The organism is Paenarthrobacter ureafaciens (genome assembly GCF_004028095.1).
GTDB classification, from domain to species: domain Bacteria; phylum Actinomycetota; class Actinomycetes; order Actinomycetales; family Micrococcaceae; genus Arthrobacter; species Arthrobacter ureafaciens.
Genome location: NZ_SBHM01000007.1, coordinates 2,837,790 through 2,863,832, shown reverse-complemented (window position 1 = coordinate 2,863,832; position 26,043 = coordinate 2,837,790). Strand labels below are relative to the sequence as shown.

26 protein-coding genes are annotated in these 26,043 nt (G+C 64.6%); 6 read left to right on the top strand and 20 right to left on the bottom strand.

Annotated elements, in window-relative coordinates:
• Nucleotides 1-5 precede the first annotated feature (5 nt).
• The 6 genes from AUR_RS17415 to truB form a co-directional block, all read right to left on the bottom strand.
• Nucleotides 6-2,255, bottom strand: a complete 2,250-nt coding sequence (locus tag AUR_RS17415) for a polyribonucleotide nucleotidyltransferase (protein ID WP_128397218.1) — start codon at nt 2,253-2,255, stop codon at nt 6-8.
• Nucleotides 2,256-2,488: 233 nt separating this feature from the next.
• Nucleotides 2,489-2,758 carry a 30S ribosomal protein S15 gene (gene rpsO, locus AUR_RS17410; RefSeq protein WP_021472634.1) on the bottom strand — a complete coding sequence of 90 codons (270 nt, stop codon included), beginning with the start codon at nt 2,756-2,758 and terminating at the stop codon, nt 2,489-2,491.
• Between the two features lie 156 nt (nt 2,759-2,914).
• On the bottom strand, nt 2,915-3,898 hold the full coding sequence (locus AUR_RS17405; RefSeq protein WP_062095978.1) for a bifunctional riboflavin kinase/FAD synthetase: 984 nt from the start codon (nt 3,896-3,898) through the stop codon (nt 2,915-2,917).
• 83 nt (nt 3,899-3,981) lie between these two features.
• Complete coding sequence (locus AUR_RS17400; RefSeq protein WP_021472632.1) at nt 3,982-4,446, bottom strand: hypothetical protein; 465 nt, start codon at nt 4,444-4,446, stop codon at nt 3,982-3,984.
• Nucleotide 4,447: 1 nt separating this feature from the next.
• Entirely contained in the window at nt 4,448-4,801 is a 354-nt protein-coding gene (locus AUR_RS17395; protein WP_021472631.1) for a hypothetical protein, read from the bottom strand.
• A 2-nt stretch (nt 4,802-4,803) separates the two neighbouring features.
• On the bottom strand, nt 4,804-5,769 hold the full coding sequence (truB, locus tag AUR_RS17390) for a tRNA pseudouridine(55) synthase TruB (protein ID WP_043426914.1): 966 nt from the start codon (nt 5,767-5,769) through the stop codon (nt 4,804-4,806).
• Between the two features lie 34 nt (nt 5,770-5,803).
• On the opposite strand from truB, the gene AUR_RS17385 reads away from it, so the two are divergent.
• On the top strand, nt 5,804-6,958 hold the full coding sequence (locus AUR_RS17385; protein ID WP_021472629.1) for a pyridoxal phosphate-dependent aminotransferase: 1,155 nt from the start codon (nt 5,804-5,806) through the stop codon (nt 6,956-6,958).
• Nucleotides 6,959-6,989: 31 nt separating this feature from the next.
• Here AUR_RS17385 and AUR_RS17380 read toward each other — a convergent pair whose 3' ends face one another.
• From AUR_RS17380 to AUR_RS17365, 4 genes are all read right to left on the bottom strand, one after another.
• Nucleotides 6,990-7,472: a nucleoside deaminase gene (locus AUR_RS17380; RefSeq protein WP_062095976.1), complete on the bottom strand. Its 483-nt coding sequence runs from the start codon at nt 7,470-7,472 to the stop codon at nt 6,990-6,992.
• A 78-nt stretch (nt 7,473-7,550) separates the two neighbouring features.
• Nucleotides 7,551-8,054 carry a 30S ribosome-binding factor RbfA gene (rbfA, locus tag AUR_RS17375; protein WP_021472627.1) on the bottom strand — a complete coding sequence of 168 codons (504 nt, stop codon included), beginning with the start codon at nt 8,052-8,054 and terminating at the stop codon, nt 7,551-7,553.
• 78 nt (nt 8,055-8,132) lie between these two features.
• Entirely contained in the window at nt 8,133-11,015 is a 2,883-nt protein-coding gene (gene infB, locus AUR_RS17370; protein WP_128397217.1) for a translation initiation factor IF-2, read from the bottom strand.
• Nucleotides 11,016-11,167: 152 nt separating this feature from the next.
• The gene (locus AUR_RS17365; protein WP_370583585.1) at nt 11,168-11,422 is read right to left on the bottom strand and encodes a YlxR family protein; all 255 of its coding nucleotides are present in this window, start codon (nt 11,420-11,422) and stop codon (nt 11,168-11,170) included.
• On the opposite strand from AUR_RS17365, the gene AUR_RS20860 reads away from it, so the two are divergent.
• Nucleotides 11,342-11,560, top strand: coding sequence for a hypothetical protein (locus AUR_RS20860; RefSeq protein WP_370583593.1), 219 nt, complete (start codon nt 11,342-11,344; stop codon nt 11,558-11,560). The genes AUR_RS17365 and AUR_RS20860 overlap by 81 nt on opposite strands.
• Nucleotides 11,561-11,651: 91 nt before the next feature.
• Here AUR_RS20860 and nusA read toward each other — a convergent pair whose 3' ends face one another.
• Together nusA and AUR_RS17355 are read right to left on the bottom strand one after the other, a co-directional pair.
• A complete protein-coding gene (gene nusA, locus AUR_RS17360; RefSeq protein ID WP_062095972.1) occupies nt 11,652-12,632 on the bottom strand; it encodes a transcription termination factor NusA in 981 nt (326 codons plus the stop codon).
• Complete coding sequence (locus tag AUR_RS17355) at nt 12,632-13,243, bottom strand: ribosome maturation factor RimP (protein WP_062095970.1); 612 nt, start codon at nt 13,241-13,243, stop codon at nt 12,632-12,634. The genes nusA and AUR_RS17355 overlap by 1 nt, the downstream gene beginning before the upstream one ends.
• Nucleotides 13,244-13,360: 117 nt before the next feature.
• On the opposite strand from AUR_RS17355, the gene AUR_RS17350 reads away from it, so the two are divergent.
• Nucleotides 13,361-14,440 (top strand): DUF4439 domain-containing protein, encoded by a 1,080-nt coding sequence (locus AUR_RS17350; protein WP_164888697.1) that lies wholly within the window; start codon nt 13,361-13,363, stop codon nt 14,438-14,440.
• 58 nt (nt 14,441-14,498) lie between these two features.
• The gene (locus tag AUR_RS17345; protein ID WP_062095964.1) at nt 14,499-15,506 is read left to right on the top strand and encodes an aminoglycoside phosphotransferase family protein; all 1,008 of its coding nucleotides are present in this window, start codon (nt 14,499-14,501) and stop codon (nt 15,504-15,506) included.
• Here the strand turns inward: AUR_RS17345 and AUR_RS17340 are convergent.
• Both AUR_RS17340 and AUR_RS17335 read right to left on the bottom strand, forming a co-directional pair.
• Nucleotides 15,503-16,297, bottom strand: coding sequence for a sulfite exporter TauE/SafE family protein (locus tag AUR_RS17340; RefSeq protein WP_062095962.1), 795 nt, complete (start codon nt 16,295-16,297; stop codon nt 15,503-15,505). The two genes, AUR_RS17345 and AUR_RS17340, sit on opposite strands and share 4 nt — an antisense overlap.
• Complete coding sequence (locus AUR_RS17335) at nt 16,294-18,105, bottom strand: proline--tRNA ligase (RefSeq protein ID WP_062095960.1); 1,812 nt, start codon at nt 18,103-18,105, stop codon at nt 16,294-16,296. The genes AUR_RS17340 and AUR_RS17335 overlap by 4 nt, the downstream gene beginning before the upstream one ends.
• A gap of 474 nt (nt 18,106-18,579) precedes the next feature.
• Between AUR_RS17335 and AUR_RS17330 the strand changes: the two genes are divergently transcribed.
• Both AUR_RS17330 and AUR_RS17325 read left to right on the top strand, forming a co-directional pair.
• Nucleotides 18,580-19,341 (top strand): ABC transporter ATP-binding protein, encoded by a 762-nt coding sequence (locus tag AUR_RS17330; protein ID WP_062095958.1) that lies wholly within the window; start codon nt 18,580-18,582, stop codon nt 19,339-19,341.
• Nucleotides 19,342-19,349: 8 nt separating this feature from the next.
• Nucleotides 19,350-20,093 carry an ABC transporter permease gene (locus AUR_RS17325; RefSeq protein ID WP_082694424.1) on the top strand — a complete coding sequence of 248 codons (744 nt, stop codon included), beginning with the start codon at nt 19,350-19,352 and terminating at the stop codon, nt 20,091-20,093.
• A gap of 96 nt (nt 20,094-20,189) precedes the next feature.
• Here AUR_RS17325 and AUR_RS17320 read toward each other — a convergent pair whose 3' ends face one another.
• The 6 genes from AUR_RS17320 to dxr all read right to left on the bottom strand — a co-directional run bounded on the left by AUR_RS17320 (nt 20,190) and on the right by dxr (nt 25,980).
• Nucleotides 20,190-20,930, bottom strand: coding sequence for a hypothetical protein (locus AUR_RS17320; RefSeq protein ID WP_021472616.1), 741 nt, complete (start codon nt 20,928-20,930; stop codon nt 20,190-20,192).
• A gap of 89 nt (nt 20,931-21,019) precedes the next feature.
• Nucleotides 21,020-21,898 carry a GNAT family N-acetyltransferase gene (locus AUR_RS17315; RefSeq protein WP_062099104.1) on the bottom strand — a complete coding sequence of 293 codons (879 nt, stop codon included), beginning with the start codon at nt 21,896-21,898 and terminating at the stop codon, nt 21,020-21,022.
• Nucleotides 21,861-23,027, bottom strand: a complete 1,167-nt coding sequence (gene ispG / locus AUR_RS17310) for a flavodoxin-dependent (E)-4-hydroxy-3-methylbut-2-enyl-diphosphate synthase (protein ID WP_021472614.1) — start codon at nt 23,025-23,027, stop codon at nt 21,861-21,863. The genes AUR_RS17315 and ispG overlap by 38 nt, the downstream gene beginning before the upstream one ends.
• A 43-nt stretch (nt 23,028-23,070) precedes the next feature.
• Nucleotides 23,071-23,364, bottom strand: coding sequence for a YciI family protein (locus AUR_RS17305; protein WP_021472613.1), 294 nt, complete (start codon nt 23,362-23,364; stop codon nt 23,071-23,073).
• 61 nt (nt 23,365-23,425) lie between these two features.
• The gene (locus AUR_RS17300) at nt 23,426-24,757 is read right to left on the bottom strand and encodes a M50 family metallopeptidase (RefSeq protein WP_062095955.1); all 1,332 of its coding nucleotides are present in this window, start codon (nt 24,755-24,757) and stop codon (nt 23,426-23,428) included.
• Between the two features lie 38 nt (nt 24,758-24,795).
• Nucleotides 24,796-25,980, bottom strand: coding sequence for a 1-deoxy-D-xylulose-5-phosphate reductoisomerase (gene dxr, locus AUR_RS17295; protein WP_021472611.1), 1,185 nt, complete (start codon nt 25,978-25,980; stop codon nt 24,796-24,798).
• Nucleotides 25,981-26,043 lie beyond the last annotated feature (63 nt).

Below are 26,043 nucleotides of genomic sequence, written 5' to 3'. Positions count from 1 at the left end.
GCAGACTACTCTGCGGACTCTTCAGCGGTCTCCGCCGGTGCGTCGCCGGAAGCTGCTTCTTCCTCGGCCACAACCGGGGAGAGGGAGAGCTTGCCGCGGTCGTCGATCTTGGTGATCTCAACCTGGACCTTCTGGCCCACGGAAACAACATCATCAACGTTGTCCACACGCTTGCCGTTGGCCAGCTTGCGGAGTTCGGAGATGTGCAGGAGGCCGTCCTTGCCCGGAGTCAAGGAGACAAAAGCGCCGAACGTGGTGGTCTTCACCACGGTGCCCAGGTAGCGTTCGCCGACCTCGGGAACCTGCGGGTTGGCGATGGCATTGATAGCCGAGCGTGCTGCGTCTGCAGACGGGCCGTTCGTCGCGCCGATGTAGACCGTGCCGTCGTCCTCGATGGAGATATCCGCGCCGGTGTCTTCCTGGATCTGGTTGATCATCTTGCCCTTGGGGCCGATGACTTCACCGATCTTGTCCACGGGGATCTTCACGGCGATGACGCGCGGTGCGAACTCGGAGAGCTCGTCCGGGGTGTCGATCGCGGCGTTGATGACCTCGAGGATGTGGAGGCGGGCTTCGCGGGCCTGCTTCAGGGCTGCTGCCAGGACCGATGCCGGGATACCGTCGAGCTTGGTGTCCAGCTGGATGGCCGTGACGAACTCGGAGGTACCGGCAACCTTGAAGTCCATGTCGCCGAAGGCGTCTTCGGCACCGAGGATATCGGTCAAGGCTGCGTAGCGGGTCTGGCCGTCAACCTGGTCCGAAACGAGGCCCATGGCAATGCCTGCCACGGGAGCCTTCAGCGGCACGCCGGCGTTCAGCATGGAGAGCGTCGAAGCACACACCGAGCCCATGGAGGTGGAACCGTTGGAGCCAAGGGCCTCGGATACCTGGCGGATGGCGTAGGGGAATTCCTCGCGGCTGGGCAGGACCGGAACCAGGGCGCGCTCAGCGAGTGCACCGTGGCCGATTTCGCGGCGCTTCGGGGAACCCACGCGGCCGGTTTCACCGGTGGAGTACGGCGGGAAGTTGTAGTTGTGCATGTAGCGCTTGCGCGTCACCGGCGACAACGAATCGATCTGCTGTTCCATCTTCAGCATGTTCAGCGTGGTGACACCCATGATCTGGGTCTCGCCGCGCTCGAAGATGGCCGAACCGTGCACGCGGGGCAGAACTTCAACCTCGGCGGTCAGCTGGCGGATGTCCGTCAGGCCACGGCCGTCGATGCGGATCTGGTCCTTCAGGGTGCGCTGGCGGACGACGTGCTTGGTGACCGAGCGGAATGCTGCGGACAGTTCCTTCTCGCGGCCTTCGAATTCGCCGGCGAGCGAGCCCAGGACTTCGTCCTTGAGTTCGTCGGAGGCGTTGTCGCGTTCCTGCTTGTCCGCGATCTGGAAGACGGCGGCGAGCTTCTCGGCCGCAGCGTCCTCGACAGCGGCGTAAGCGTCGTCCTGGTAGTCAAGGAAGACGGGGAACTCAACGGTCGGCTTGGCAGCGCGGGCTGCCAGGTCTGCCTGCGCATCGCACAGTGCCTTGATGAACGGCTTGGCAGCCTCAAGGCCCTCGGAGACAACCTCTTCGGTGGGAGCGGTAGCGCCCTGTTCCTTGATGAGGTCCCAGGAGTTGTCCGTGGCTTCTGCCTCGACCATCATGATGGCGACGTCGTCACCGGCTACGCGGCCGGCAACAACCATGTTGAAGACGGCGTTCTCAAGCTGGGAGTGCTTGGGGAAGGCCACCCACTGGGAACCCTGCTCGTCGGCGATGAGCGCAACGCGGACGCCGCCGATCGGACCGGAGAACGGCAGGCCGGACAGCTGCGTGGACATGGAAGAAGCGTTGATGGCAACGACGTCGTAGAGCTCGTCCGGGTTGATGGCCAGGACGGTAACGACGATCTGAACCTCGTTGCGGAGCCCCTTGACGAAGGCCGGGCGCAGCGGGCGGTCCATCAGGCGGCAGGCCAGGATGGCTTCCGTGGAAGGACGGCCTTCGCGGCGGAAGAACGAACCCGGGATGCGTCCGGCAGCGTACATGCGCTCTTCGACGTCAACGGTCAGCGGGAAGAAGTCGAAACCTTCGCGCGGCTGCTTGCCTGCGGTGGTTGCGGAGAGAAGCGCGGTGTCGTCGTCGATGTACACCATCGACGCGCCGGCAGCCTGCTTGGCGAGGCGGCCGGTTTCGAAGCGGATAACGCGCTTGCCGAAGCGGCCGTTGTCGATTGTGGCTTCTGAGAACTGGATTTCGGGACCCTCCATGGGTCACCTCCGTTTCTGTTGGCGGAAGTCGCCGCACCAACCCAGGCCTCTTCTTTATTACTGGCCTGTACGACACCCGGTCATCGATCGAGATCCACGGGCTGCAGCGTCAAACGACGCCCCTCCCGGGAATCACTACCGAGGACCGCGAATGCGCGATGCGGTTGATTCCTGTTTTTAATTGTGGTGAAGAAAGCGGCCCGCTCCGCGAAGGACCGGGCCGCCAAGGCAGACTAGCGGCGCAGGCCGAGACGCTCGATGAGCGAACGGTAGCGGGCGATGTCGGTGTCCTTCAGGTAGGAAAGCATGCGCTTGCGGCGACCAACCAGGGCGAGGAGACCGCGCTGGGTGTGGAAGTCGTGCTTGTGCTGCTTCATGTGCTCAGTCAGATCCTTGATCCGCTGAGTCAGGACCGCAACCTGTACCTCGGGCGAACCGGTGTCGCCTTCAGAGGTTGCGTATTCCTTGATGATGGACTGCTTTACAGCGGCGTCAAGTGCCACGTGAACTCCTAGAGTTGTGCCGTGCTTCCCGCCCAACACTTCGCTGGCGGGTTGTCTTGGGTGCGTCGCCGCACACAAAAACAGGTCCAGCTGCCACGGACTGCGGCCGGAACCACTCATCAGTTTACCGGCAGGTCAGTGTTGTTGTCGAAAGCGCTAACCCCGCACCAGCAACTCGTGCGCTTGGGCGACGTCGAGGTTCATTTGTTCCACCAGGGCTTCCGGCCCTTGGTAGGCCACCATGCCCCGCAGCCGCCGGGAGAATTCCACCGCCACCGTTTGCCCGTAAAGGTCGAAGTCCTCCACCGCTTCCCGGGGGCGGTCTATCACATGGGCCTCCACCTGGCGGCTCACACCGTCAAACGTGGGGTTGGAACCGACGGAGATCGCTGCGGGCCAACGGGTCCCGGACTCATCGATCAGCCAGCCGGCGTAGATGCCGTCGGCGGGAACGTATCCGGTGGAGTCATGGGACAGGTTCGCGGTAGGAAAACCGAGGTCGCGGCCCCGCGCGGCACCATGGACGACCTCGCCGCGCATACGGTGCGGGCGCCCCAGGACCGCTGCGGCGGTGACGACGTCGCCTTGCGACAATGCTTCGCGCACCCACGTCGAGGAGCACCGGCGGTCCGCGTCGCCGTCGTGATGGAGGGGGAAGCCGCCGGCTCCGAACTCGTTGACTACCTGGACGCTGAACCCCAGTTTCTCCCCCAGCTCTTGCATGGTGCCGACGTCTCCGCCGTTACCTGCACCGAAGCGGAGGTCGTGGCCCACCACCACATGTTCGGCATGAAGGCCTTCCACCAGCACGTCCCGCACGAATTCCAGCGGGGTCATGGCGGCGAGGTCCAAGGTGTACTTCATCACCAACACCGCATCCAAGCCGGTGGAGCCCAAAGCCTCAAGCTTGTCCTGCAGTCCCATGATCAGCTCGGGGGCAGACTCCGGACGGTGGACCTGCGCCGGGTGGGGATCGAACGTCACTGCCACTGCGGGGATATTGTGCCGCCGGGCGGTCTGCGTGACTTGCGCGAGGACATGCTGATGACCGCGATGAACGCCGTCAAAGTTGCCGATGGTAACGACTGTTGGGCCGAAGTCGCGCGGGACCTCGGTGGGATCGTTCCAAATGTGGACCATCAACCTCGCCTTTTACTGCTGATTTTCGTTGCACCCGGCAACCATCCGGCGCCGGAACAATCTAAGGTTACCCGCAATACGCCTCAGGCCCGGGACGGAGAATCCGACGGCCTGCGCCGGTTCAGCCACAGCAGTCCCAGGATGGGCAGCACGAGCGGCACGAAGCCGTAGCCGCGTCCGAAGACCGACCACACGGTGTCATGCGGGAAGGCCACGGGATCGAACAGGCTCATCGCGCCCACTACCAGCACCCCGATAAGTTCAACGAGGACAGCGGCCAGCGAAACCTTGAACCAGGTCCGTCCCGGCTTGGCGAGCGATACGGTGGCCACGATGTACACGACGGCGGCAAACGCCGACAACAGATGGGCCAGCGGAGCTTCGGCAAACTTGGTAGCGATCTGGTAGCCCGCACGCGCCGTCGCCGAGAGGGCAAAGACCCCGTACACGGCAATCAACAACCGTCCTGGGCCGGTGTTACGGGTGTCCTTCTGACCGGTTCCGGCGGTTTCGGACTCTACTCCAGCCACGATGTGTTCTTCCTTCATGTCAGTACCAGATCTGGTTCATGCGGGCAGCCATCACCAAAGCCGTGACGCCCACGGCGGCCAGGACAAAGTTGCTCCAGCGGGTGCGTTCCAGGATGGACCAGTACACAGCGCCTACGGGAACTATGAGGGCTGTTGCGAGGTAGCCCCAGAACTCCCAGGGCTCGCCCGCGATCTGTTCCCCCATGGCCACCCGCACGATGGAACCCACCAGGTAGACCAACAGGGCAAGCTCCACGGCGAGGACGGAGAAAATTGTGGCGTCGTTGGGCGCCTTTTTCATCAGGCCGGCCACAACACACATGATCGTGGAGATGAGGCCCACTATGAGGATGGAGTAAAAGTATCCGTCCATAGTCAGTTGTTGCTCTCCGTTCCCGCGTCAGGGGCAGCAGCCGGGGCCGCCGGGGCCGCCGCCCCGGTTCCCGGCGCGAAGACCAGCACCGGCTTGGCAAAGGCTCCCGTGTCCGCCAGGAGGGCAACCAGTTCGCCCGACGGCGCGAAGGCCGCGGCGGGATTCTCCACCGTGGCAGCCTCCGGGGTCCCCGCGCCAGGTCCGGCGGCGATGCGGCGACCGAAGGAAATCTCCGTTGCCTCGTCTTCGCTCAGGTCGCGGTTGGGCATCAGCGACCGTGCCGCGGCGGACATCTCCAGAACCTCAAGGTCTTCGGCAAGCTGTTCCAGTGTCCGTGCCTGGTCGATCGTGTACGGGCCAACCTGGGTCCGCCGAAGCTTCGTCAGGTGGCCCCCGACCCCGAGCGCATTTCCCAGGTCCCGCGCCAAGGCCCGGATGTACGTGCCGGACGAGCATTCGACCGTGACGTCGACGTCCACTACCCTGCCGCCGTCGATCCTTTCGATGCCGTGGACATCGAAGCGATGGATGGTCACCGGACGGGCGGCAAGCTTGACTTCCTCGCCGGAGCGGACGCGGGCGTAGGACCGTTCGCCGTTGACCTTAATGGCGCTGACGCTGCTGGGCACCTGCTGGATGGGGCCGGTCAGGGCCGAGACGCCGGCAGCGATGGCGGCATCGGTGACGTCGACGGCGGTCCGCGCCTCGGTAACGTCGCCCTCGGCGTCGTCGGTGATAGTGGTTTCGCCCAGTCGGATGGTGGCCGTGTAGGTCTTGGAGGTACCCACGATGTACGTCAGGAGCCGCGTGGCCTTATTGATGCCAAGGACAAGGACACCCGTGGCCATGGGATCGAGCGTGCCCGCGTGCCCCACTTTCCGGGTACCTGCCAGCCGCCGCATCCGGCCAACCACATCGTGGCTGGTCCATCCCTGCGGTTTGTCAACGATCACCAGTCCAGAAAGCACGCTTACCAGTATATCGGTGGCTAGGATGGCTCCCATGCCCCAGCTTGCCGAGCACGTCCGCGATGTCCCCGTCAACCAGATCCGCGAAATCACCGAGGCGGCCTGGGCCACTCCCGGGGCGGTGGTGCTGAGCATCGGCGAACCCGGTTTCCCGCTGGCAAGGCATGTGATCGAGGCGGGCATGGCGTGCCTGGATCGTGACGAGACCAACTACACGCCCAACGCAGGGATCCCCGCCCTGCGGGAGGCGTTTGCCGCACGTTTCCGCGAAACGCAGCACGTAGCCTTGGGATCCGAGCGGGTCTACGTCGTGGACGGGGCGCAGCAGGGCCTGCACTTCGTGATGAGCATGCTGCTCTCCCCCGGCGATGAAATCCTGATCCCGAATCCCGGGTACCCCACCTTCGCCATGACCAGCCGCCTCCTCCATGCCGTGCCGGTCGAATACCCGCTCTACCCGGAGAACGACTTCCAGCCGCACATCACGGATATCGAAGCGCTCATCACCCCGCGGACCAAAGTGCTGATGCTCAACTCGCCGTCGAATCCGCTGGGCGCCGTCATCCAGGAAGACACCATGCGCCAGCTGGTTGACCTGGCCGTACGGCACGATCTCTGGATTATTTCCGATGAGTGCTACGAAGCGTTCACCTTCGACGTCCCGCATGTCAGTCCCGCACGCTTCGATAGCGATGTCCCGGGCCAGGCACGCGTTTTCACGTCGCTGACGTTGTCCAAGACGTACGGACTGACAGGCCTGCGCATCGGCGCCTTGGTGTGTCCCCCGGGCATGGAGAAGCTGATGAACAACGTGATGGAGTCGATCGTCTCCTGCGTGGCGTCGCCATCCCAGTACGCGGCCCTCGCGGCGCTGACCGGGCCCCAGGACTACGTCGACACCGCCCGCGAACATTACCGTAGCAACCGTGACGCCGCCTCGGCCATCCTCGCAGCGAAGGGCATACCGTTCCTGGGGGCGCAGGGAGCTTTCTATCTCTGGGCGGATGTCTCGCACGTCAGCGGCGGGGACGTCCGGGCGTGGACCCGCGCTTTCCTGGCCTCATCCGGCGTGGCTTTCGCCCCGGGCACAGCCTTCGGGTCGATCGGCGAAGGCTGGATCCGCATCGCGCTGTGCGGCAAGCAACAGGACCTGCTCGACGGCGTCGGACGGCTTCCCGCCAAGGCCTGAGGCGGGTGCCCGACGGCGGAGCGCAGCGGCGTCAGTAGTCGACCCGCCCCGCGTAGTTCCGCCACGCCTCGAACGGGGAATCTGACGCCGTCAGCGGGGTGTGCTCCACCGGCAGCAGCTCGGGACGGGTACCGGCAAAGTATTCATAGAAGAGGGCATCGTCAAAGCCAGCACGCGCCGCGCCGTGGCGGTCCGCTGCGTAATAGACGTTCCCGATCCTCGCCCACAACGTCGCCGACAGGCACAGCGGACAGGGTTCGCAGCTTGCGTAGAGCACGGAACCGGTGAGGTCGAAATTCGCCGTATCAGCCGCCGCGCGACGGATGGCCACGACTTCGGCGTGCGCCGTGGGATCGTTGTCCAGGGTCACGCGGTTGACGCCTTCATGAACAGCCCCGTCCGGAGTGACCACCACGGCACCGAAAGGGCCACCGCCGTCGGAGACGTTCCTGATCGCCAACCGGATGGCCTGTTCAAGGTACTCGTTGCGTTGTTCTTCGCTGTGCGCTGGCATGCCTCGATCCTAGCGAGTGCAGAGCCGAAAAATGCCCCCGGGGTACAAGGTCCCGGAGGCATTTTCATTGAGACAGTCCTAGCGGTTGCCGTCTTCGTCCACGTCGTCATCGTCGGTGAGGTCAATGTCCTCTTCGTCGAAATCGTCTTCGTCAACGTCGTGCGCTGAATCGCTCTTGTACGGGTCTGCCTCGCCTGCGTGCTTGGCGCTGGCGCGCAATGCGGCAAGCTCAGCATCACGGCGCTTGGCTTCGCGCAGGAGCTCCTCGAGGTTCGAGGCGTTGACCGGGATCTGGTCGGCAACGAACTCGAGGGTAGGCGTCAGGCGCACGGTGATGTTGCGGCCGACTTCCTGCCGCAGTACGCCTTTGGCCTTCTCCAAGGCCTTTGCGGCATCGGACTGTGCAACCTCGTCGCCGAACACGGTGTAGTACACCGTGGCATGCTGCAGATCATTGGTGACGCGGGCGTCGGTGACGGTGACGGACTCGACGCGCGGATCCTTGACCCGACGCCCGAGGGCCTCGGCAACCACGACCTTAATCCGCTGTGCCAATTTGGCAGCGCGTGCCGGATCAGCCATGACTTCCTCCTGGAAAGTAGTAACGGGAACGGAACGGGTCCGCCGGGATAATCCCGGCGGACCCGCTCCAACGGAACCTTAGACGCGCGGCTTCTCGCGCATCTCGAAGGTCTCGATGATGTCGCCTTCGGCGATGTCGTTGTACGAGCCAAGACCGATACCACACTCGAAGTCGCTGCGGACTTCGGTGGCGTCGTCCTTGAACCGCTTGAGGGTCTCAACGGTGAGGTTGTCACCGATGACCTTGCCGTCACGGCTGACGCGTGCCTTGGCGTTACGGCGGATGATGCCCGTACGGACGATCGAGCCGGCGATGTTTCCGAACTTGGAAGAACGGAAGACTTCGCGAACCTCGGCGGTACCGAGCTGGACTTCCTCGTACTCCGGCTTGAGCATGCCCTTGAGGGCCATCTCGATGTCATCGATTGCTGCGTAGATGACGGAGTAGAAGCGCATGTCCACGCCTTCGCGGTCGGCCAGTTCGGCCACACGCTCGGCAGGCTTGACGTTGAAGCCGATGATGATGGCGTTGTCCACCGTCGCCAGGTTGACGTCATTCTGCGTGATGGCACCCACACCGCGGTGGATGACGCGGAGCTGAACGTCGTCGTCGCCGACGTCGATCTTGAGCAAGGCATCTTCGAGGGCTTCCACGGCACCGGAAACGTCACCCTTGAGGATGAGGTTGAGGGTGTCGATCTTGCCTTCGGCAACAGCCTGGTCGAAGTCTTCGAGGCTGATGCGCTTGCGGCGCTTGGCCAGTGCGGCGTTGCGGTCCGCGGCTTCCCGCTTCTCGGCGATCTGGCGGGCCGTACGCTCGTCCGGCGTCACCAGGAAGGTGTCACCTGCACGCGGTACGTTGGACAAACCGAGGACCTGGACCGGACGGGACGGCAGCGCAACGTCCAGTGCCTCGCCGTTCTCGTCGAACATGGCGCGGACGCGGCCGTGCGCGGTACCGGCGACGATCGTGTCTCCGACAGCCAAGGTTCCGGACTGCACCAGGACGGTGGCAACCGCACCGCGGCCCTTGTCCAGGTTCGCTTCGATGGCAATGCCTCGAGCGTCCTTGTCCGGGTTGGCACGCAGGTCCAAGGCGGCGTCGGCCGTCAGCAGGACAGCGTCGATCAGTTCGTCGATGTTCAGGTTCTGGCGTGCAGAGACCTCAACGAACATGGTGTCGCCACCGTATTCTTCGGGAACCAGGCCGTACTCGGTGAGCTGGCCCTTGACCTTGTCCGGGTTGGCGCCTTCCTTGTCGATCTTGTTCACGGCCACAACGATCGGCACACCGGCCGCCTGGGCGTGGTTGAGCGCTTCAACCGTCTGCGGCATGACGCCGTCATCGGCTGCGACAACCAGGATCGCGATGTCGGTGACCTTGGCACCACGGGCACGCATGGCCGTGAAGGCCTCGTGACCCGGGGTGTCAATGAACGTGATGTCGCGGGCAGTGCCCTCGTGGACGTGGCTGATCTGGTAAGCACCGATGTGCTGGGTGATGCCGCCGTGTTCGCCGGCCACAACATTGGAGTTGCGGATGGCGTCCAGGAGGCGGGTCTTACCGTGATCAACGTGGCCCATGACCGTAACAACGGGTGCACGCGGCTCAAGGACGTCGTCACCTTCGGCATCCAGTTCACCCTGGAGGTCGATGTCGAACGAGTCGAGGAGTTCGCGCTCCTCGTCTTCCGGAGAGACAACCTGCAGCTTGTAGCCGAGTTCCTCGCCGAGCAGGGCGAAGGTGTCCTCGTCCAAGGACTGCGTTGCCGTAGCCATCTCGCCGAGGTGGAACAGAACCGTCACCAGCGAGGCGGGGTTTGCATCAATCTTCTCTGCGAAGTCAGTGATGGAGGAACCACGACGCAAGCGGATGATCGTTTCGCCGTCGCCGCGGGGTACGGTGACGCCGCCCAGCGACGGAGCGCTCATCTGCTCCAGTTCCTGGCGCTTTGCGCGCTTCGACTTACGCTGCTTGCCACGGCCTGCGCCGCCCTTGCCGAACGCACCCTGGGTACCACCGCGACCGCGGCCACCCTTGCCGAAGCCACCGCCGGCGGGAGCTCCGCCACCGGTGCCGCCACCGGGTCCGCCGCCGGGACGGCCCGGACCACCCGGACGACCCGGACCACCCGGGCGACCCCCGGTGGGAGCCGGACGCTCAGTGCGGTTGGGCATCATGCCCGGAGTAGGACGGTTTCCGCCAGGGCCGCCGCCGGGACGGGGAGCACCGGGACGGGGAGCGCCGGGGCGCGGAGCACCCGGACGCGGACCGCCTGAGCCTGCAGCGGGACGGGGACCACCGGAACCGGCTGCCGGACGGGGACCGCCGGCGCCTGCTGCGGGGCGGGGACCGCCGGAACGCTCGCCGTCAGTGCGGCCACCCGGACGGGGCATGCCCTGGGACGTTGCAAAGGGGTTGTTGCCCGGACGCGGCGGACGTTCACCATCGCCACCACGGCCGCGGGGCATGCCCTGGGACGTAGCGAAGGGGTTGTTGCCCGGACGCGGACCGCCCGGACGGGGTGCCTGTCCACCCGGACGGGCAGAGGACGAGTCCGACTTTGGAGCAGGCCGGGCACCGGGCTTTGCCGCAGACGGAGCGGATGCAGCCGGAGTGGATGCAGCCGGAGCCGCGGGCGCCGCCGGAGCAGACGTGGAGGCAGCCGGAGCTGCCGGAGCCGGAGCAGCCGGAGCCTTCGGTGCTGCAGGTCCCGGAGTCGGCGCAGCCGGACGGGATGCTGCCGATGTTGAGGGACGTGCTGCAGGTGCAGCTGAGGGGGCGGCGGACTTTGCAGCGCCGGCACCCGGGAAAGCGTCGCGAAGCTTCTTCACGACGGGGGCCTCAATGGTGGAAGAGGCGGAGCGAACGAATTCGCCCAATTCCTGCAGTTTGGTTACTGCATCTTTGGAAGTAATACCGAGCTCTTTGGCGAGCTCATGTACGCGGACCTTGGCCACATTTCTCCTGTCTCGGTCCGCACCGAGCCAGGCACGAACCGTCTACTTCTTACTGCGGGCCCTTACCGCTTCCACGGCGGACAGGCCCATTGCAGAGCGCAACAAAGTTGTCATCGTTACGCACTCATCGCTGGGAACTCATCGGGTTTCCATCAGATTTCTGACCCGCTTTCAGGTTTGGACGGTTTTCCTGCGGAGGCCGGGGCCTCCGCAAGTGGCATACCCGGCATGAAATAGCGTTCGACGGCGGTCGTTTCGGCAGCGCCCGCAAGGGCCCTTCCGAAAGCGCGCCGCTTGATCGCCAATGCCAGGCACTTTTCGTCGGGGTGCAGCCACGCACCCCTGCCGGCCATCCGGCGTCGTTCATCCACTACGACAACGGACGAACCGTTGCCTTGGGCGACCAGCCGGAGGAGCTCGGACCGGGAGCCTTGCTTCCGGCATCCAATGCAGGTGCGGACAGGGCCAGGGCCATGTCCGGGCAGTTCAGCCACTATGTGTCCCAACCTGCCTTACGCACCTCTACGAACGGATACCGGACGTAAGCCCGGTTCCATCTATTCTAGCCCCCTGCTCCTGACAGCCGAAACCGGAGCCCCCGCCGGGAATGGCGGGGGCTCACGGCACAGGCCTTATTCAGTCAGTTTTAGTGCCGGCGGCGTCGGACACGATGTCGATCCGCCAGCCGGTCAGCTTGGCGGCGAGCCGCGCATTCTGGCCCTCCTTGCCGATGGCCAGTGACAGCTGGTAGTCCGGCACAACCACACGTGCCGAACGCGTGGCCTCATCAGTGATGGTGACCGAACTCACCCTCGACGGCGACAACGAGTTCGCAATGAACGTTGCGGGATCCTCGCTGTAGTCGACGATGTCGATTTTTTCGTCGTTCAGCTCGGTCATGACCGCGCGGACACGGGAGCCCATCTCGCCGATGCACGCACCCTTGGCGTTGACGCCGGGGGCGTTGGCCTTGACTGCAATCTTGGTCCGGTGCCCGGCTTCGCGGGCGAGTGCCACGATCTCCACGGAACGGTCAGCGATCTCCGGAACTTCCATTTCGAAGAGCTTGCGGACCAATCCGGGGTGCGAACGGGACAGGGTGATGGACGGACCCTTGGCGCCACGGTGGACATCGACGACGAAGGCACGCAAGCGGCTTCCGTGCAGGTACTTCTCCCCCGGAACCTGTTCGGGCGGCGGCAGCAAAGCCTCCACCGTGCCCAGGTTGACCTGGATCATGTGCGGGTTGTTGCCCTGCTGGATCATGCCGGCCACGAGTTCGCCCTCACGGCCCTTGAACTCACCAAGAACGTTGTCGTCCTCGACGTCGCGAAGGCGCTGGAGGATGATCTGGCGTGCGGTGCTGGCCGCAATACGGCCGAACCCGGCAGGGGTGTCCTCGAACTCGCCAACGGCCTCGCCGTCGTCGTCGATTTCGGTTGCCCAGATGGTCACGTGCCCGCTCTTGCGGTCAAGCTCTGCGCGGGCCCGTTCGAAGGCGCCGGGCGTCTTGTGGTAGGCCACCAGGAGCGCCTGCTCGATGGTGGGAATCAGGAGGTCCAGCGGGATTTCACGCTCACGCTCCAGAAGTCTCAGTGCGCTCATGTCAATATCCATTAGGCCTCCTCGGAAGGTCCATTGTGTTCGTCTGCCAGCCCGGCCTCCTGGAGGTGGCTGAATTCAATCTCGACTTTTCCTTGGCGGATCCTGTCGAAAGGAATAGTGATGGGGTCACCCTGCTTGGGCTTCATGCCCTTCTTGACCTCGTGCTCGGGGATAAGGGTCACACCCGAATCATCCACGGATGCGATGCGCCCGAGGATGTTTTCTCCCTGGATGACGTTGACCTTGACCATGCGGCCACGTGCGCGGTGCCAATGCCGCGGTTCGGTCAACGGGCGTCCGACGCCGGGCGAGGACACTTCGAGGTCATAGGGACGGCCGTCGTCGTGGGGATCGTTGTCAAGGATATCGGACAGCCCACGGGACACATCGGCGATCGCGTCAAGGCTGACGCCGCCGGTCTCCTCCTGGGGCAGGTCCACCACCACATGAACGGTCCGGTGCGAACCGGCGACATGGATGGAGACGTCCTCAAGGTAGAGCCTGTTGGCCAGGACAGCCGGCTCCAGCAGGGCCTTGAGCCTGCTTTCTTCCGGGTTGTGGACGGTGGCCGATGAGTCCGTGCCAGCACGGTCTGTTGAAGTAGTGGCTTCCGAGTCACTCACGCTGCCCGCCGCCTCCCGATAGATGTTGTTGTGACTACTAGCCTAACGATTTTCGCGGCAACATGGTGCACCGGCTTCACCCGCCGCATGACACCATGGTGATTTGTGAACAAGCTGATGAGCCCAAAAAAGACGCCGCGTCATTGGCCGCGCATCGTGCTCGTTGGCTTGGTTGCGCTGCTGGTGGCCGCTACCGGAATGGTCATCCTTCCGCGGGATTCCGGGGATCCTGAGCCGGTTCCGTTTTCTGAAAGTGCACGCGCGGCCGCCTACGAAGACGCGGTAGCCCTGCGGGAATCCGCCGGCCGGCTGGTGGACGCGCAAGGAAGCAACGCTGCGGATACCGCGCTGGCCGACGCTGTGACATTGCTGACAACCCATGCGCGGGCCCTGCTGAAGGCCGGGGACCGTCCACCCGTGGAATCCCCGACACGGGCCGGCGTTACGGACCCGGACACCCCGGCTGACGTGGTTACCCGCCTTTCCGCCAGCGGAGGACAGCGCCTCCGCGATGCAGAGAAGGCCGACGGCGGGACGTCCCGGCTGCTGGCCGCCGTCGGAACCGCCCAGGTCCTGGAAGCCGAAAGAATCGCAGCCCGGCTCAAGCTGCCCGCCCCCGCTCCTGCAGGACCCGCTGCTTCTCCAGTTCCCCCTGGTTCTCCAGTGCCCGCTGCTTCGGACTCCGGCGGACAGGACGCGGCCTGCGCATCGGCCGGCCCTGCGACGGATCCGGCCGCCGCGACCACGGCGTCGGCCTTGGCTGCTGCCGTGCGGTTGGAACACGAATCGGTCTACGTCTATCAGGTAGCACTGAAGCGGCTCCCGGAGGCGGAGGCAAGCGAAGCCGCGAAGTCCTTGGAGGCACATCAGCAACTGCTCAAGGAAGCCGAGCTGCTGACGCGTGCCAACTGCGCGGATGTTCCCCGGCGCGAGGCAGGCTACCGCCTCGGCGAGCACTTCACGGAGGACCCTGCCGCCGCCCTGGGCACGATGGAAATCGGCTCCCTGCCCGCGTTTGGTGACCTGATCGCCCTCTCCGACGGACGGACCCGGGCGTGGGCCGCCGAAGCCCTGATGGCAGCCACACGGCGCGCCCTGGCCTGGGGTGCTGCGGGGCCCGCGCTGCCGGGCCTGGCGGTGGACGTTGAGGACCTGCCTGCACTGCCGACGCCTGCTCCCACCGCGGCGGGCAATTAGCGGGGCGTGTCCCGGCCAGGAACGGCAACAACCCGGGTGCGGGAGCTAGGCTGAGGACGTGGGACCACACGCTGCGATTCCGATCCCGGGCGAGCTGCACGCCCGGTACAACCGCGACTCCGCCGGGCGGGATTGGCTGGCAAGCCTCCCCGGGCTCATCCGGGGCGCAGTGGACCGCTGGGACCTCCAAGTGGACCTAGGACCAGGGAACCAACCATGGAACGGCCACGGGGCAGTGGTGATCCCCGTTCTCCGCAACAGCAAGCCGGCAGCCCTGAAGATCGCCTACCCACACGACGAAGCCCTTGCCGAGCCCCTCGCCCTGGCACTCTGGAACGGAAACGGCGCGGTGCGGCTCCTCGAGGTGGACAGCCGGAACTGTTCAATGCTGCTGGACCGCTTGGACGCATCGGCGTCGCTGCAGGATGTACCGGTGGACCAGGCGCGCGAGGTCTGGGCCGACGTCGTCCGTCGATTGTCGATCACCCCGGACGACAGGCCGGAATGGCTGGCCATGGATCACATTGCAGCGACTGCCGAGCGATGGAGTGATGAGCTCCCGCAGGACTGGGCACTCCTGGGCATGCCCTTCCCCCGCTGGCTGCTGGAAGCGGCACTGGAGGTCTGCCAGACCCGCGGCGCAGTGGGCCGCCGCTCAGGCAAGGACGTCCTGGTCCACACTGACCTTCATTTCATGAACATTCTGGCCACAGAGGACGGAAAGGGCTACCTGGCCATCGATCCCCAACCGCAGATCGGCGAGGCCGAGTTTGCCGTGGCACCTGTTCTGTGGAACCGGCTCCCGGACCTGCCGCCCGCAGACCCGGAGACGGGATTACGTGAGCGGTGCCTGGAGTTCAGCATCGCAGCCGGACTCGATCCCGAGGCCGCCCGGCAGTGGAGCATCGCCCGCGAGGTCCAAAACGCCCTGTGGTATGCCCAAAAACACGGCCACAGCGGCGACGTGGCGCGTTCCCTGTGGGTGGCCAGCACGCTGGCAGGCAAGACCCTGGACGGTCTCCCCCGCGCCCACGAGCTTCCGGTTCCAGGAGCGGCCCGGAGCTAGGCGAAGTTCTCGTTCCACACGTCAATGCCAAGCTTGATGACCAGCGCGGCGACGACCACAAGGAAGACCAGCCGAACAAAACGGCTCCCCCTGGCTACGGCCGTGCGGGCTCCGAGGTAGCCGCCGGCCATGTTGGAGAACCCCAGGACGAGGCCCACGCCCCACATCAAGGAGCCGTGCGGGAGGAAGAAGAGCAGAGCACCGGCGTTGGTGGCCATGTTGACGATCTTCGACTTGGCGCTGGCTTCCAGGAACGCATAACCGAGCGCGGACACCAAGGCGATGACCAGGAACGATCCCGTCCCGGGTCCGATCAGGCCGTCATAGAAACCGATGACGCCGCCAATCAGGCAGGCAATGACGTAATGCCTGTGTCCGTCGTGGCGTAACGCCGTCAACTCACCTGCGTTCGGGCGCACGGCAGTAAAAACGGCGACGGCGATGAGCGCCAGCACAATGATGGGCTTGAACACGCTGGCCGGCAGCGACGAAGCAAGGACCGCCCCGCCGAAACTGCCTGCGAGGGCGATGACTGCCATGGGAACGGCCGTCCTGAGGTCAGGACCCACCCGTCGGTAATACGTGGCCGCGCTGGTGGCAGTACCAAAGATGGATCCCATCTTGTTGGTGGCCAGCGCCTGGACAGGGGTGATCCCCGGTACCAGGAGCAATGCGGGCAACTGGATCAGTCCGCCGCCGCCCACCACTGCGTCAACCCAGCCGGCTGCGAATCCAGCCACCACAATCAAGATGAGCGTGGTGAGCTGGATTCCTTCGAAGCCGGAGATCAACGGCTGCGGACAGCGTTGACCACGTAATCGACGGCCTTGTCCACCGGGACATTTTCAGCCTCGCCGCTGCGGCGGTCCTTGACCTCAACGACGCCGTCAACCAGGCCGCGGCCGACAGCGAGGATGGTGGGAACGCCCAGGAGCTCCGCGTCCCCGAACTTCACACCCGGAGAGACCTTGGGACGGTCGTCGAAGATGACGTCCAGCCCGGCGTCCTGCAGCTCGGCGGACAGCTTTCCGGCAGCCTCGAAGATCTCGTCACCGCGGCCTACAGCCACAACGTGGACGTCAGCCGGAGCAACCGAGCGCGGCCACACCAGGCCACGGTCGTCATGGTTGGCCTCGGCGAGGGCAGCCACGGCACGCGTGACGCCTACACCGTAGGAGCCCATGGTGACCACCACCTGCTTGCCGTTCTGGTCCAGTACCTTCAGGTCCAGGGCTTCGGCGTACTTGCGGCCGAGCTGGAAGATGTGGCCCATCTCGATGCCGCGGGCAGTTTCCAAGGGACCGGAGCCGTCCGGAGCGGGATCTCCCGCACGGACCTCCGTGCTTTCGATGACGCCGTCCCACGTGAAGTCGCGGCCGGCAACGAGTCCAAAGACGTGCTTGCCGTCCAGGTTGGCGCCGGTGATCCAGGTGGTACCGGAGACGACGCGCGGGTCCACCAGGTAGAGGAGCTTGGAGGAACCCTCGAGCCCCAGGACAGCTTCATCAAGGGAAAGGCCCGGACCAATGTAGCCCTTGACCAGCCACGGCAGCTTCTTGAGGTCTTCCTCGTTGGCAGCTTCGAGTCCCACCTCTCCGCCGATGGGCAGGAAGGCGCCGATATTGGCTTCAACGCGCTTGAGGTCAACCGCGCGGTCGCCGGGGACGCCGATGACTACGATCTGGCGCTCACCCGTGGGCAGGGTGACGGCAAGGACGACGTTCTTGAGCGTGTCAGCGGCAGTCCAGGCGCCGCCGTCGGACCCGCTCCGGGGAGCGAGCTGGTTGGCAGCGTCCACCAGGGTTTCGATGGTGGGCGTATTCGGGGTGTCCAGCACCTCGGCAGCCGGGGCGTTGGTGAAGTCGATCTCCGCCGGGACCACGGTGGTGACTGCTTCGACGTTGGCAGCATAACCGCCGGCCGACCGGACGAAGGTGTCCTCGCCGATCTCCGTGGGGAAGAGGAATTCTTCGCTCTTGGAGCCGCCCATGGCGCCGGCGGTGGCCGCTACCGGAACAACTTCCAGGCCCAGGCGCTCGAAGATCTTGAGGTAGGCGGCACGGTGGGCGGCGTAGCTGGCGTCCAGGCCGGCGTCGTCAACGTCGAAGGAGTAGGAGTCCTTCATGATGAACTCGCGCCCGCGCAGCAGGCCGGCCCGCGGACGTGCCTCGTCCCGGTACTTGTTCTGGATCTGGTAGAGGCTCAGCGGCAGGTCCTTGTAGGACGAGTACAGGTCCTTGACCAGCAACGTGAACATCTCTTCGTGCGTCGGCGCAAGCAGGTAGTCCGCGCCCTTGCGGTCCTGGAGGCGGAAGAGGCCTTCGCCGTACTCGGTCCAGCGGTTGGTGGCCTCATAGGGTTCCCGGGGCAGCAGGGCAGGGAAATGCACTTCCTGGGCGCCGATGGCGGCCATTTCCTGGCGGATGATCTCTTCCACCTTGCGCAGCACGCTCAACCCCAGCGGCAGCCAGGTGTAGATGCCGGGAGCAGCCCGTCGAATGTAGCCGGCGCGGACCAAAAGCTTGTGGCTGGCCACCTCGGCGTCGACGGGATCTTCGCGCAAAGTGCGCAGGAACAACTGGGAGAGGCGAAGGACCACGGGTACTTATCCGTTTCTATGGCAGCAGGGCAAAAAGAACTCCTACTAATCTACCGGCTGGCGGGAGCGCCTTTGGAACGTGGAAACAGATGAGCCACGCCTTCGCGTTTGGAAGCCCCTGGCCGAACCGGCTGGTCATCCTGCAATGGCGTGGCTCAACGGCCGGCCGGCCGCAGACTCCGTATGGAAACTAGACTCCTGTTCCCTCCAGCGGAAAAGGACCTCCTGCGACTGGGAAGCATTGGTCACTGCCGAGCTTACGGATGGACGGAGGGCACCACACACCCTGTGAGGTAAGTTCCATGGTTTCCCCCTTTGCCACCCTTGCCCCCAACGACACGGCTAGGGACGAATGTATGTGATTGGAGACACCTTTTCAAGGAACCAGCCGCCCCGGGGCATTGACGGGTGGCCTGTCCCGGCCTAGCTTCAATTCACCGGTTGGTGAATCAGCTATGCGTCGGGAGGCACGCAATGCCGCGCGGAACAGCCCCTTCCCAAGACCCGGACACTGCCGCAATCGCGGCCTCAGGGTTGCACGTCTCCAGGGGGCGGACCACAATCCTGCGCGGGTTGGAGTTCAGCATCATGCCGGGGGGGATTACGGGCTTGATTGGCCCCTCCGGCAGTGGCAAGACCACTCTCATGCGGGCGATCGTCGGCGTGCAGAAGATCAGCAGGGGAACCTTGAGCGTCCTTGGCCGCCCGGCGGGCAGCGCAGCGTTGAGGCACGACGTCGGATATGTCACCCAGGGTGCCAGCGTGTACGGAGACCTGAGCGTGGCAGCGAACGTCAAGTACTTCGGCGCCATGCACGGCGCGACGGCGGCGGACGTCGCCCAGGCGATTGCCGCCGTCGGGCTTGAATCCCACATGCGCCGGAAGGCCGCGGACCTCTCGGGCGGGCAGTTCAGCCGCGTGTCGCTGGCCTGTGCCTTGGTGTCGCATCCCGCGCTGTTGGTGCTCGATGAACCGACAGTGGGCCTGGACCCGGTGCTGCGGGCCGAGCTGTGGGGACGGTTCGCGGCAATGGCTGCTGCAGGAACCACGTTGCTGATCTCCTCCCACGTCATGGAGGAGGCGTCCCATTGTTCGTCGTTGCTGCTGCTGCGCGAGGGACAGTTGCTGGCACAGCTAACGCCGGAGGAACTGGCCCAACGCGGCCGGAACAAGGACCTGGAACGGGCGTTCCTGGCCATAATCACCGATACCCAACAGACTGGTGCCGCATCATGAACCCGCGCATGACCTTGGCCACCGCCGCACGCGTCCTGGGCCAGCTGCGGCACGATCACCGCAGTATTGCCCTCATCCTGGTGGTTCCGGCACTGCTGCTGGCAGCCGTCTATTTCCTGTTCGAAAACGAGACGTTGCCGCCAGGGATTCCAAGGACCTTCGACCGTGTGGGCCTGATGATGCTCGCCATCTTCCCGTTTGTAGTGATGTTCCTCGTCACGTCAATCACCATGCTCCGCGAACGGACCTCGGGAACGCTTGAGCGGCTGCTGACCACCCCCATCCACAAAGCGGACCTGCTGTTCGGCTACGCTCTGGCCTTCTCCCTCATGGCTGCCTTGCAATCCCTGGTGGCTACAGCCGTTGCCTACTGGATTTTCGACTTGGACATCAAAGGAAGCCCCGGCCTGGTGGTGATGATCGCCGTCATCAATGCCGTCCTCGGCGTGGCACTGGGGCTGCTGTGTTCGGCGTTTGCCCGGACCGAGTTCCAGGCCGTCCAGTTCATGCCGGTGGTCGTAGTGCCGCAGATCCTGCTGTGCGGACTCTTTGTGGCCCGGGAGAACATGAACGATGTCCTCGACGGCATCTCAGGCGCGCTCCCGTTGACTTTCTCGGTCGATGCCCTGAAGGAAATCGCAGCCCACACCGACGCCACGGAAGCCCTGTGGCAGGATACGGCCGTGATGGGTGGAATCGTGGTGGGAGTCCTGGTGCTCGCTTCCCTGACGCTGCGGAGGAAGACCACCTAAGCCAGGGGCGGAAGGTGCTTGCCGCAGCAGACACGCAGCGGGCAGTTGTGGCTGTCCCCGGCTTGGGAGCGACCACAACTGCCCGGTGGCTGCGTGCTACTTGATGAGTGCCGCGGCCTGGTCCATCAGGGCGCCTGCTGCGGCAACCCCTTCGCTCTCAGCGTTGGCACCGGAGGCGGTTGCCGAAATCAGCACGCCGTCCTTGATGGCAAAGCCCATGTACGTGGACTGGCTCCGGCCGTCGGGCAGGACCATTGCGGTCTTGAAACCCTTGGCCCCGGGCACGGAGCTGATGCCGTCGAACTTCTCGGTGCTGACCTTCAGGGTGGAACCGCCCATGGTCATGGTCATGTTCGCGCACTTGGCAGCCTGGTCCTCGTTGTCTTCCAGGCTCTTCGTCAGAACTTCCTTGTCAACGCCGGAAATGAGCGAGATGCCGGTGACCACCTGGGCATCCGTGTCAATCTTGGCTCCTGCTGCGGCCGTGGAGCCCTCGATCGACTGGGACGCACCCAGGGTGCTGAGCTCTTTGCACTCTGCCGGTTCGATGGTCATCTGGCCGATGAGTTCCTTGAGCGGGTTCTGCTGGCTGGCGGGATCGTCAATGGCAGAGACCGTAAGTTCGGACCCGTCGTCGGCCTTGATCTGCTTCACGAGGTCTACGAGCTCCTGCGTGGTGTACTGCTTTGCCTCGGTGGGAGTGGGTGTGGCGGACGGGGTTTCGCCGGCCGGAGCCGAGGACGCAGCGTCCGTCGATGCGCCGCCGCCGCCACATGCAGTAAGTCCCATGACCAAAAGTCCTGCTGCGGCAAATCCGCGCAGAGCGTTCCTCTTCATTTTTTCCCCAATGAGTTCGAGCGATGAGCCGACAGTTGTTGGCCGGGACAAGCCTACAAGCCCGAACAGGGGTTCTCCGGCACCCCGCGCTAGAAGAGCACCGTGGCAAACGTGCCCGCCTGCGTGAAGCCCACCCGCTCATAGGTTGCCCGGGCCTTGGCATTGAAGTCGTTGACGTAGAGGCTTGTGACGGGGGCGAAGGTCTTGGCGAGGTTGACGACGGCGGCCATGTAGCCGGCGCTCTCACCCCTGCCGCGGAGACCGGGGTTCATCCATACGCCCTGCACCTGGGTGACGTCCCGGGTGACCGCGCCGAGTTCGGCTTTGAACACCACGGTGCCGTCCGCATCGATGTGGACCAGGGAGTGGCCTTGCCGGATCAGGCCGGCAACGCGCCGGCTGTAGAAGTCCTGGCCGCCTAGGAACGGCGAATACCCTACTTCCTCTTCGAACATGGCAGCACACGCGGGAAGTATCCGATCGAAGTCCGCCATGGTGCCGAAGGTCAATGAAGGGTTGGCTGGAATGGCCGGTGCGCCCGAGATGGTGAGGAGGGGCTGCCGCTCACGGACTTCATGGGCAAAGTGCCCGAGTTGCTCAAACTTCGAGTAGAGGGCCAGGACGCTCTCGGCCGGGCCGAAGATGGAGGCGTAGCGACGGCCCGCTTGGTGTGCCGCTGCGGCTATGTGCTCCACCAGTGCGGGGTCCAGCTGAACAGGGACCATGTTGGCTCCTGCCCAGCAAGCCCCGATGAGCCGGTCGTCGTCGAAGACGCCGTAGACCTTCGCGCCGCCGCTGGTGGGCGCCGCTGTTCCCACGCTGTCCAAGTGCGCGAGGATGAAGACGTTCGCAACAGGATCTTCATTCGCAAGCGCGCGAAGGTTCAGGGTGTCGGCAGCGCCGAGCACCCTGACTCCCAGGCCGGCCTCGTTACGAGACGCTAACCACGGGGCTACCTTTGACAGCATCTTCGCCATCGGCCTCCCCCATCTCTTCGGCGATGCGCATCGCCTCTTCGATCAGTGTCTCAACAATTTGGCTTTCGGGCACGGTCTTGATGACTTCGCCCTTCACGAAGATCTGCCCCTTGCCGTTGCCGGAAGCGACGCCGAGGTCCGCTTCACGGGCCTCACCGGGTCCATTCACTACGCAACCCATCACCGCTACGCGAAGGGGAATCTCCATGCCTTCCAGCCCAGCCGTCACTTCCTCGGCGAGGGTGTAAACGTCCACCTGGGCACGGCCGCAGGACGGGCAGGACACGATTTCCAGCTTGCGCGGGCGAAGGTTGAGCGACTGCAGGATCTGGTTGCCCACCTTGATCTCCTCGACGGGAGGAGCGGACAGGGACACACGGATGGTGTCACCGATGCCGCGGGACAGGAGCGCGCCGAAAGCCGTGGCCGACTTGATGGTTCCCTGGAAGGCAGGGCCCGCTTCTGTGACGCCCAGGTGCAGGGGCCAGTCACCTTTTTCTGCGAGCATCTCGTAGGCGGCAACCATGACCACGGGGTCGTTGTGCTTCACGGAGATCTTGAAGTCGTGGAAGCCGTGTTCCTCAAAGAGCGAAGCTTCCCATACGGCTGATTCCACCAGGGCTTCTGGAGTGGCCTTGCCGTACTTCTTGAGGATGCCGGGCTCCAGCGAACCGGCGTTGACGCCGATGCGGATGGAAGTGCCGTGGTCCCTGGCAGCAGCGGCGATTTCCTTGACCTGGTCATCGAACTTCCGGATGTTGCCCGGGTTCACACGGACAGCGGCGCACCCTGCCTCAATGGCGGCGAAGACGTACTTGGGCTGGAAGTGGATGTCCGCGATCACCGGGATCTGCGACTTGCGGGCAATGATCGGCAAGGCCTCGGCGTCATCGGCAGAAGGGCACGCAACACGGACGATGTCGCAACCGGACGCGGTCAGCTCGGCGATCTGCTGGAGCGTGGCATTGATGTCCGTGGTGGGAGTGGTGGTCATTGACTGCACGCTGATGGGGTAATCAGAGCCAACACCTACCGAGCCGACCTTGATTTGCCGCGTTTTGCGGCGCGGAGCGAGGACGGGTGGAGGGGCGGCTGGCATTCCCAGGCTGACCGAGGTCACGTGGACTCCTTGGGTTGGGTGTATCTGGTGGTGGGTACCTGAATCAGGAGGCGTGCTCCGAAAGAAGCCCAATAATGGGCGACCATTCGGTAGTGCGGATTCCGGCGATGGCGCCGGCGTCAGCGAACGGATCCTGCTTCAGGAGGTCAGTGAGTTCAGCTTCGTCGCGGGATTTGAAGATCAGCAGCGCGCCTGCGCCGTCACCGTACGGACCGCTGGCAAGCAGCGCACCTTCGTCAGCGAGGTCGCTAAGCCAAGCGCGGTGTGCGGGACGGGTCTCGTCGCGGATGGCCCCGGAGTCGGCCGCGTAAACATACTCAACAGCGAAAACAGTCATGGTGTTAGCCTATCCCGCCGGGTGCGGATGCTCTGCCACCGGGAGGCCGCCGGAGACGCTCCTAGCCAAAGATGTTCACCGGCTTCACGATGTCCGCGTAGATCAGCAAAGCGCCCATGGCCATCAAGAGCGCAGCCACCACATACGTTGCGGGGAGGAGCTTGGCAATGTCGAAAGCGCCGGGGTCCGGCTTGCCGAGCAGCTTGGCCACCCGACGCCGGATTCCCTCGTACAGGGCACCGGCCACATGCCCGCCGTCAAGCGGGAGCAAGGGGATGAGGTTGAAAATCGCCAAGGCAAAGTTCAGGCCTGCCAGCAAGCCCACCAGCGTGCCGATTCTGGCCTCCAAGGGCACCTGCTCCATAGCGGCTACTTCACCGGCCACCCGGCCGACGCCCACCACGCTGATGGGGCCGTTGGGGTCGCGGGGCTCTTCGCTGAAGGCTGCCTTGGCCACGCCAACCACCCTGGCGGGCAGGTTGAAGATCACACCGGAGATCTGCTTGATGTTCTCCCCCGCCATGGGCAAAACGCTCGACGCCGGCTGCGGCACCAGGACGCTTTGGGCACCTATGCCCAGGAACCCGACTTCCTGGTACTTGAGGACGCCGTCGGCATCCTGTTCCTGCCGGCCATCGGAACCGATGACGGGCCGCGCAGAAAGTACAGGCGTGACGGTGGTGGACACGAGGGACCCGTTGCGCTCCACCGTGATAGGAACCTCACGCCCTGCGGATGCACGGATCCAGCTGGTCAATTCGTCCCACTCCGTGACCTGTTTTCCATCGAAGGACTTGATGGTGTCATTGGGCTGCAGGCCGGCAGCCGCGGCGGGGGTGGGCGTGCACTCCGCGGAATCGGGATCGACGGTCTGGCCGGCTGCCACTTGGCATTTGGAAACATCGGCGATCGTGGTGGTGGCCTGGGCTGTACCGAAGCCCATCAGCAGCACGGCCGTCAGCACGAGTCCGATGAGCATGTTCATGGCCGGACCACCCAGCATGACGATGATCTTCTTCCAGACCGGCAGTTTGTAGAACACACGGTTTGCGTCGTCCGGGCCCACTTCCTCGTGGGCTGCCGAGCGCGCCTCCGAGGCTAGCGTCTGGAACATACCCGTGCTGGAGGGACGGACGCCGCCGTCCTCCTTGTTCGGCGGGTACATGCCGATCATGGCGACGTAGCCGCCCAGCGGCAGGGCCTTGAACCCGTACTCGGTCTCACCCTTCTTGCGCGACCACAGCGTGGGACCAAAACCGATCATGTACTTGGTCACCCGCACCTTGAACAGCTTGGCAGGAACCAGGTGCCCCACCTCGTGAAGCGCGATGGAGACCGCGACGCCGATGGCGACGAAGATGACTCCGAGGATGAAGAGAAGGACGGGGCTCATTCGGGTGGTACTGCTTCCATCAGGTGGGGTGGGGTGGGCTACAGGCGGCTGGTGGCTAAACGATCGTGGGTACGGCTGCGTGCCCACGCTTCAGCATCCAACACGGATTCCAGCGTTAGCTCCGAAGAGCCTGTATGTTCGCTGAGGACGGACTCCACGGTATCGACGATGTCGGTGAAGCGGATGCGGCCGGCGTGGAACGCTTCAACAGCTTCCTCGTTCGCTGCGTTGAACACCGCGGGGAAGGTGCTCCCCTGCTTGGCTGCCTCCTTGGCGAGGTCCACGGCGGGAAACGCCTCCGAATCCAGCGGTTCGAAGGTCCAGCTTGTGGCTTGGCTCCAGTCACACGCCCGGGCAGCGCCGGGAACCCTGTCCGGCCAGCCGAGCCCCAGCGCGATCGGAAGGCGCATGTCCGGCGGGGAAGCTTGCGCGATGATTGAGCCGTCCACGAACTGCACCATTGAATGGACCACGGACTGGGGATGCACCACGACGTCGATCCGGTCCAGGGGCACGTCGAACAGCAAGTGCGCTTCGATCACTTCCAAGCCCTTGTTGACCAGGCTGGCGGAGTTCGTGGTGACCATCAGCCCCATGTCCCAGGTGGGGTGCGCCAACGCCTCCTGGGGGCTGACGTCCTGCAACTGTTCGCGCGTCCGACCCCGGAAAGGACCGCCCGAAGCCGTAAGTATCAGCTTGTGGACTTCCGCTGCCGCGCCTGAACGGAGGCACTGTGCAATTGCCGAATGTTCGGAGTCGACGGGAACAATCTGGCCTGGACCCGCGGCTGACTTAACCAGAGCGCCGCCGACGATCAGCGATTCCTTGTTGGCGAGCGCCAGGGTGGCCCCGGACTCCAGGGCCGCCAAGGTAGGAGCAAGACCGATGGATCCGGTGATGCCGTTGAGGACAACGTCACTGGGGATGCCCGCGACCCTGGCTGAGGCATCGGGCCCCACGAAGATTTCCGGAGCAAAGCCTTTCAGCCCGGCGGTTGCGGCAAAGCCGGCGATGAGCTGTTGCAGGGCAGCAGCGTCGCCCCGGGCAATTCCCACTGCCTGCGCGCGGGTGTGCACAGCCTGCTGCGCAATGAGTTCCGGATTTCCGCCTCCTGCGCTGAGTGCCACTACCTCGAAAAGGTGGGGAGCGGCATCGATCACCTCAATTGCTTGTGTGCCGATGGAACCGGTGGACCCGAGGATGACGATCTTGCGCGGCTGCATGAGTCAAGTATCCCAGCCGCCGCAGGGCAGGGCGAACACGGCGGACCCATATGTGCAAACGTC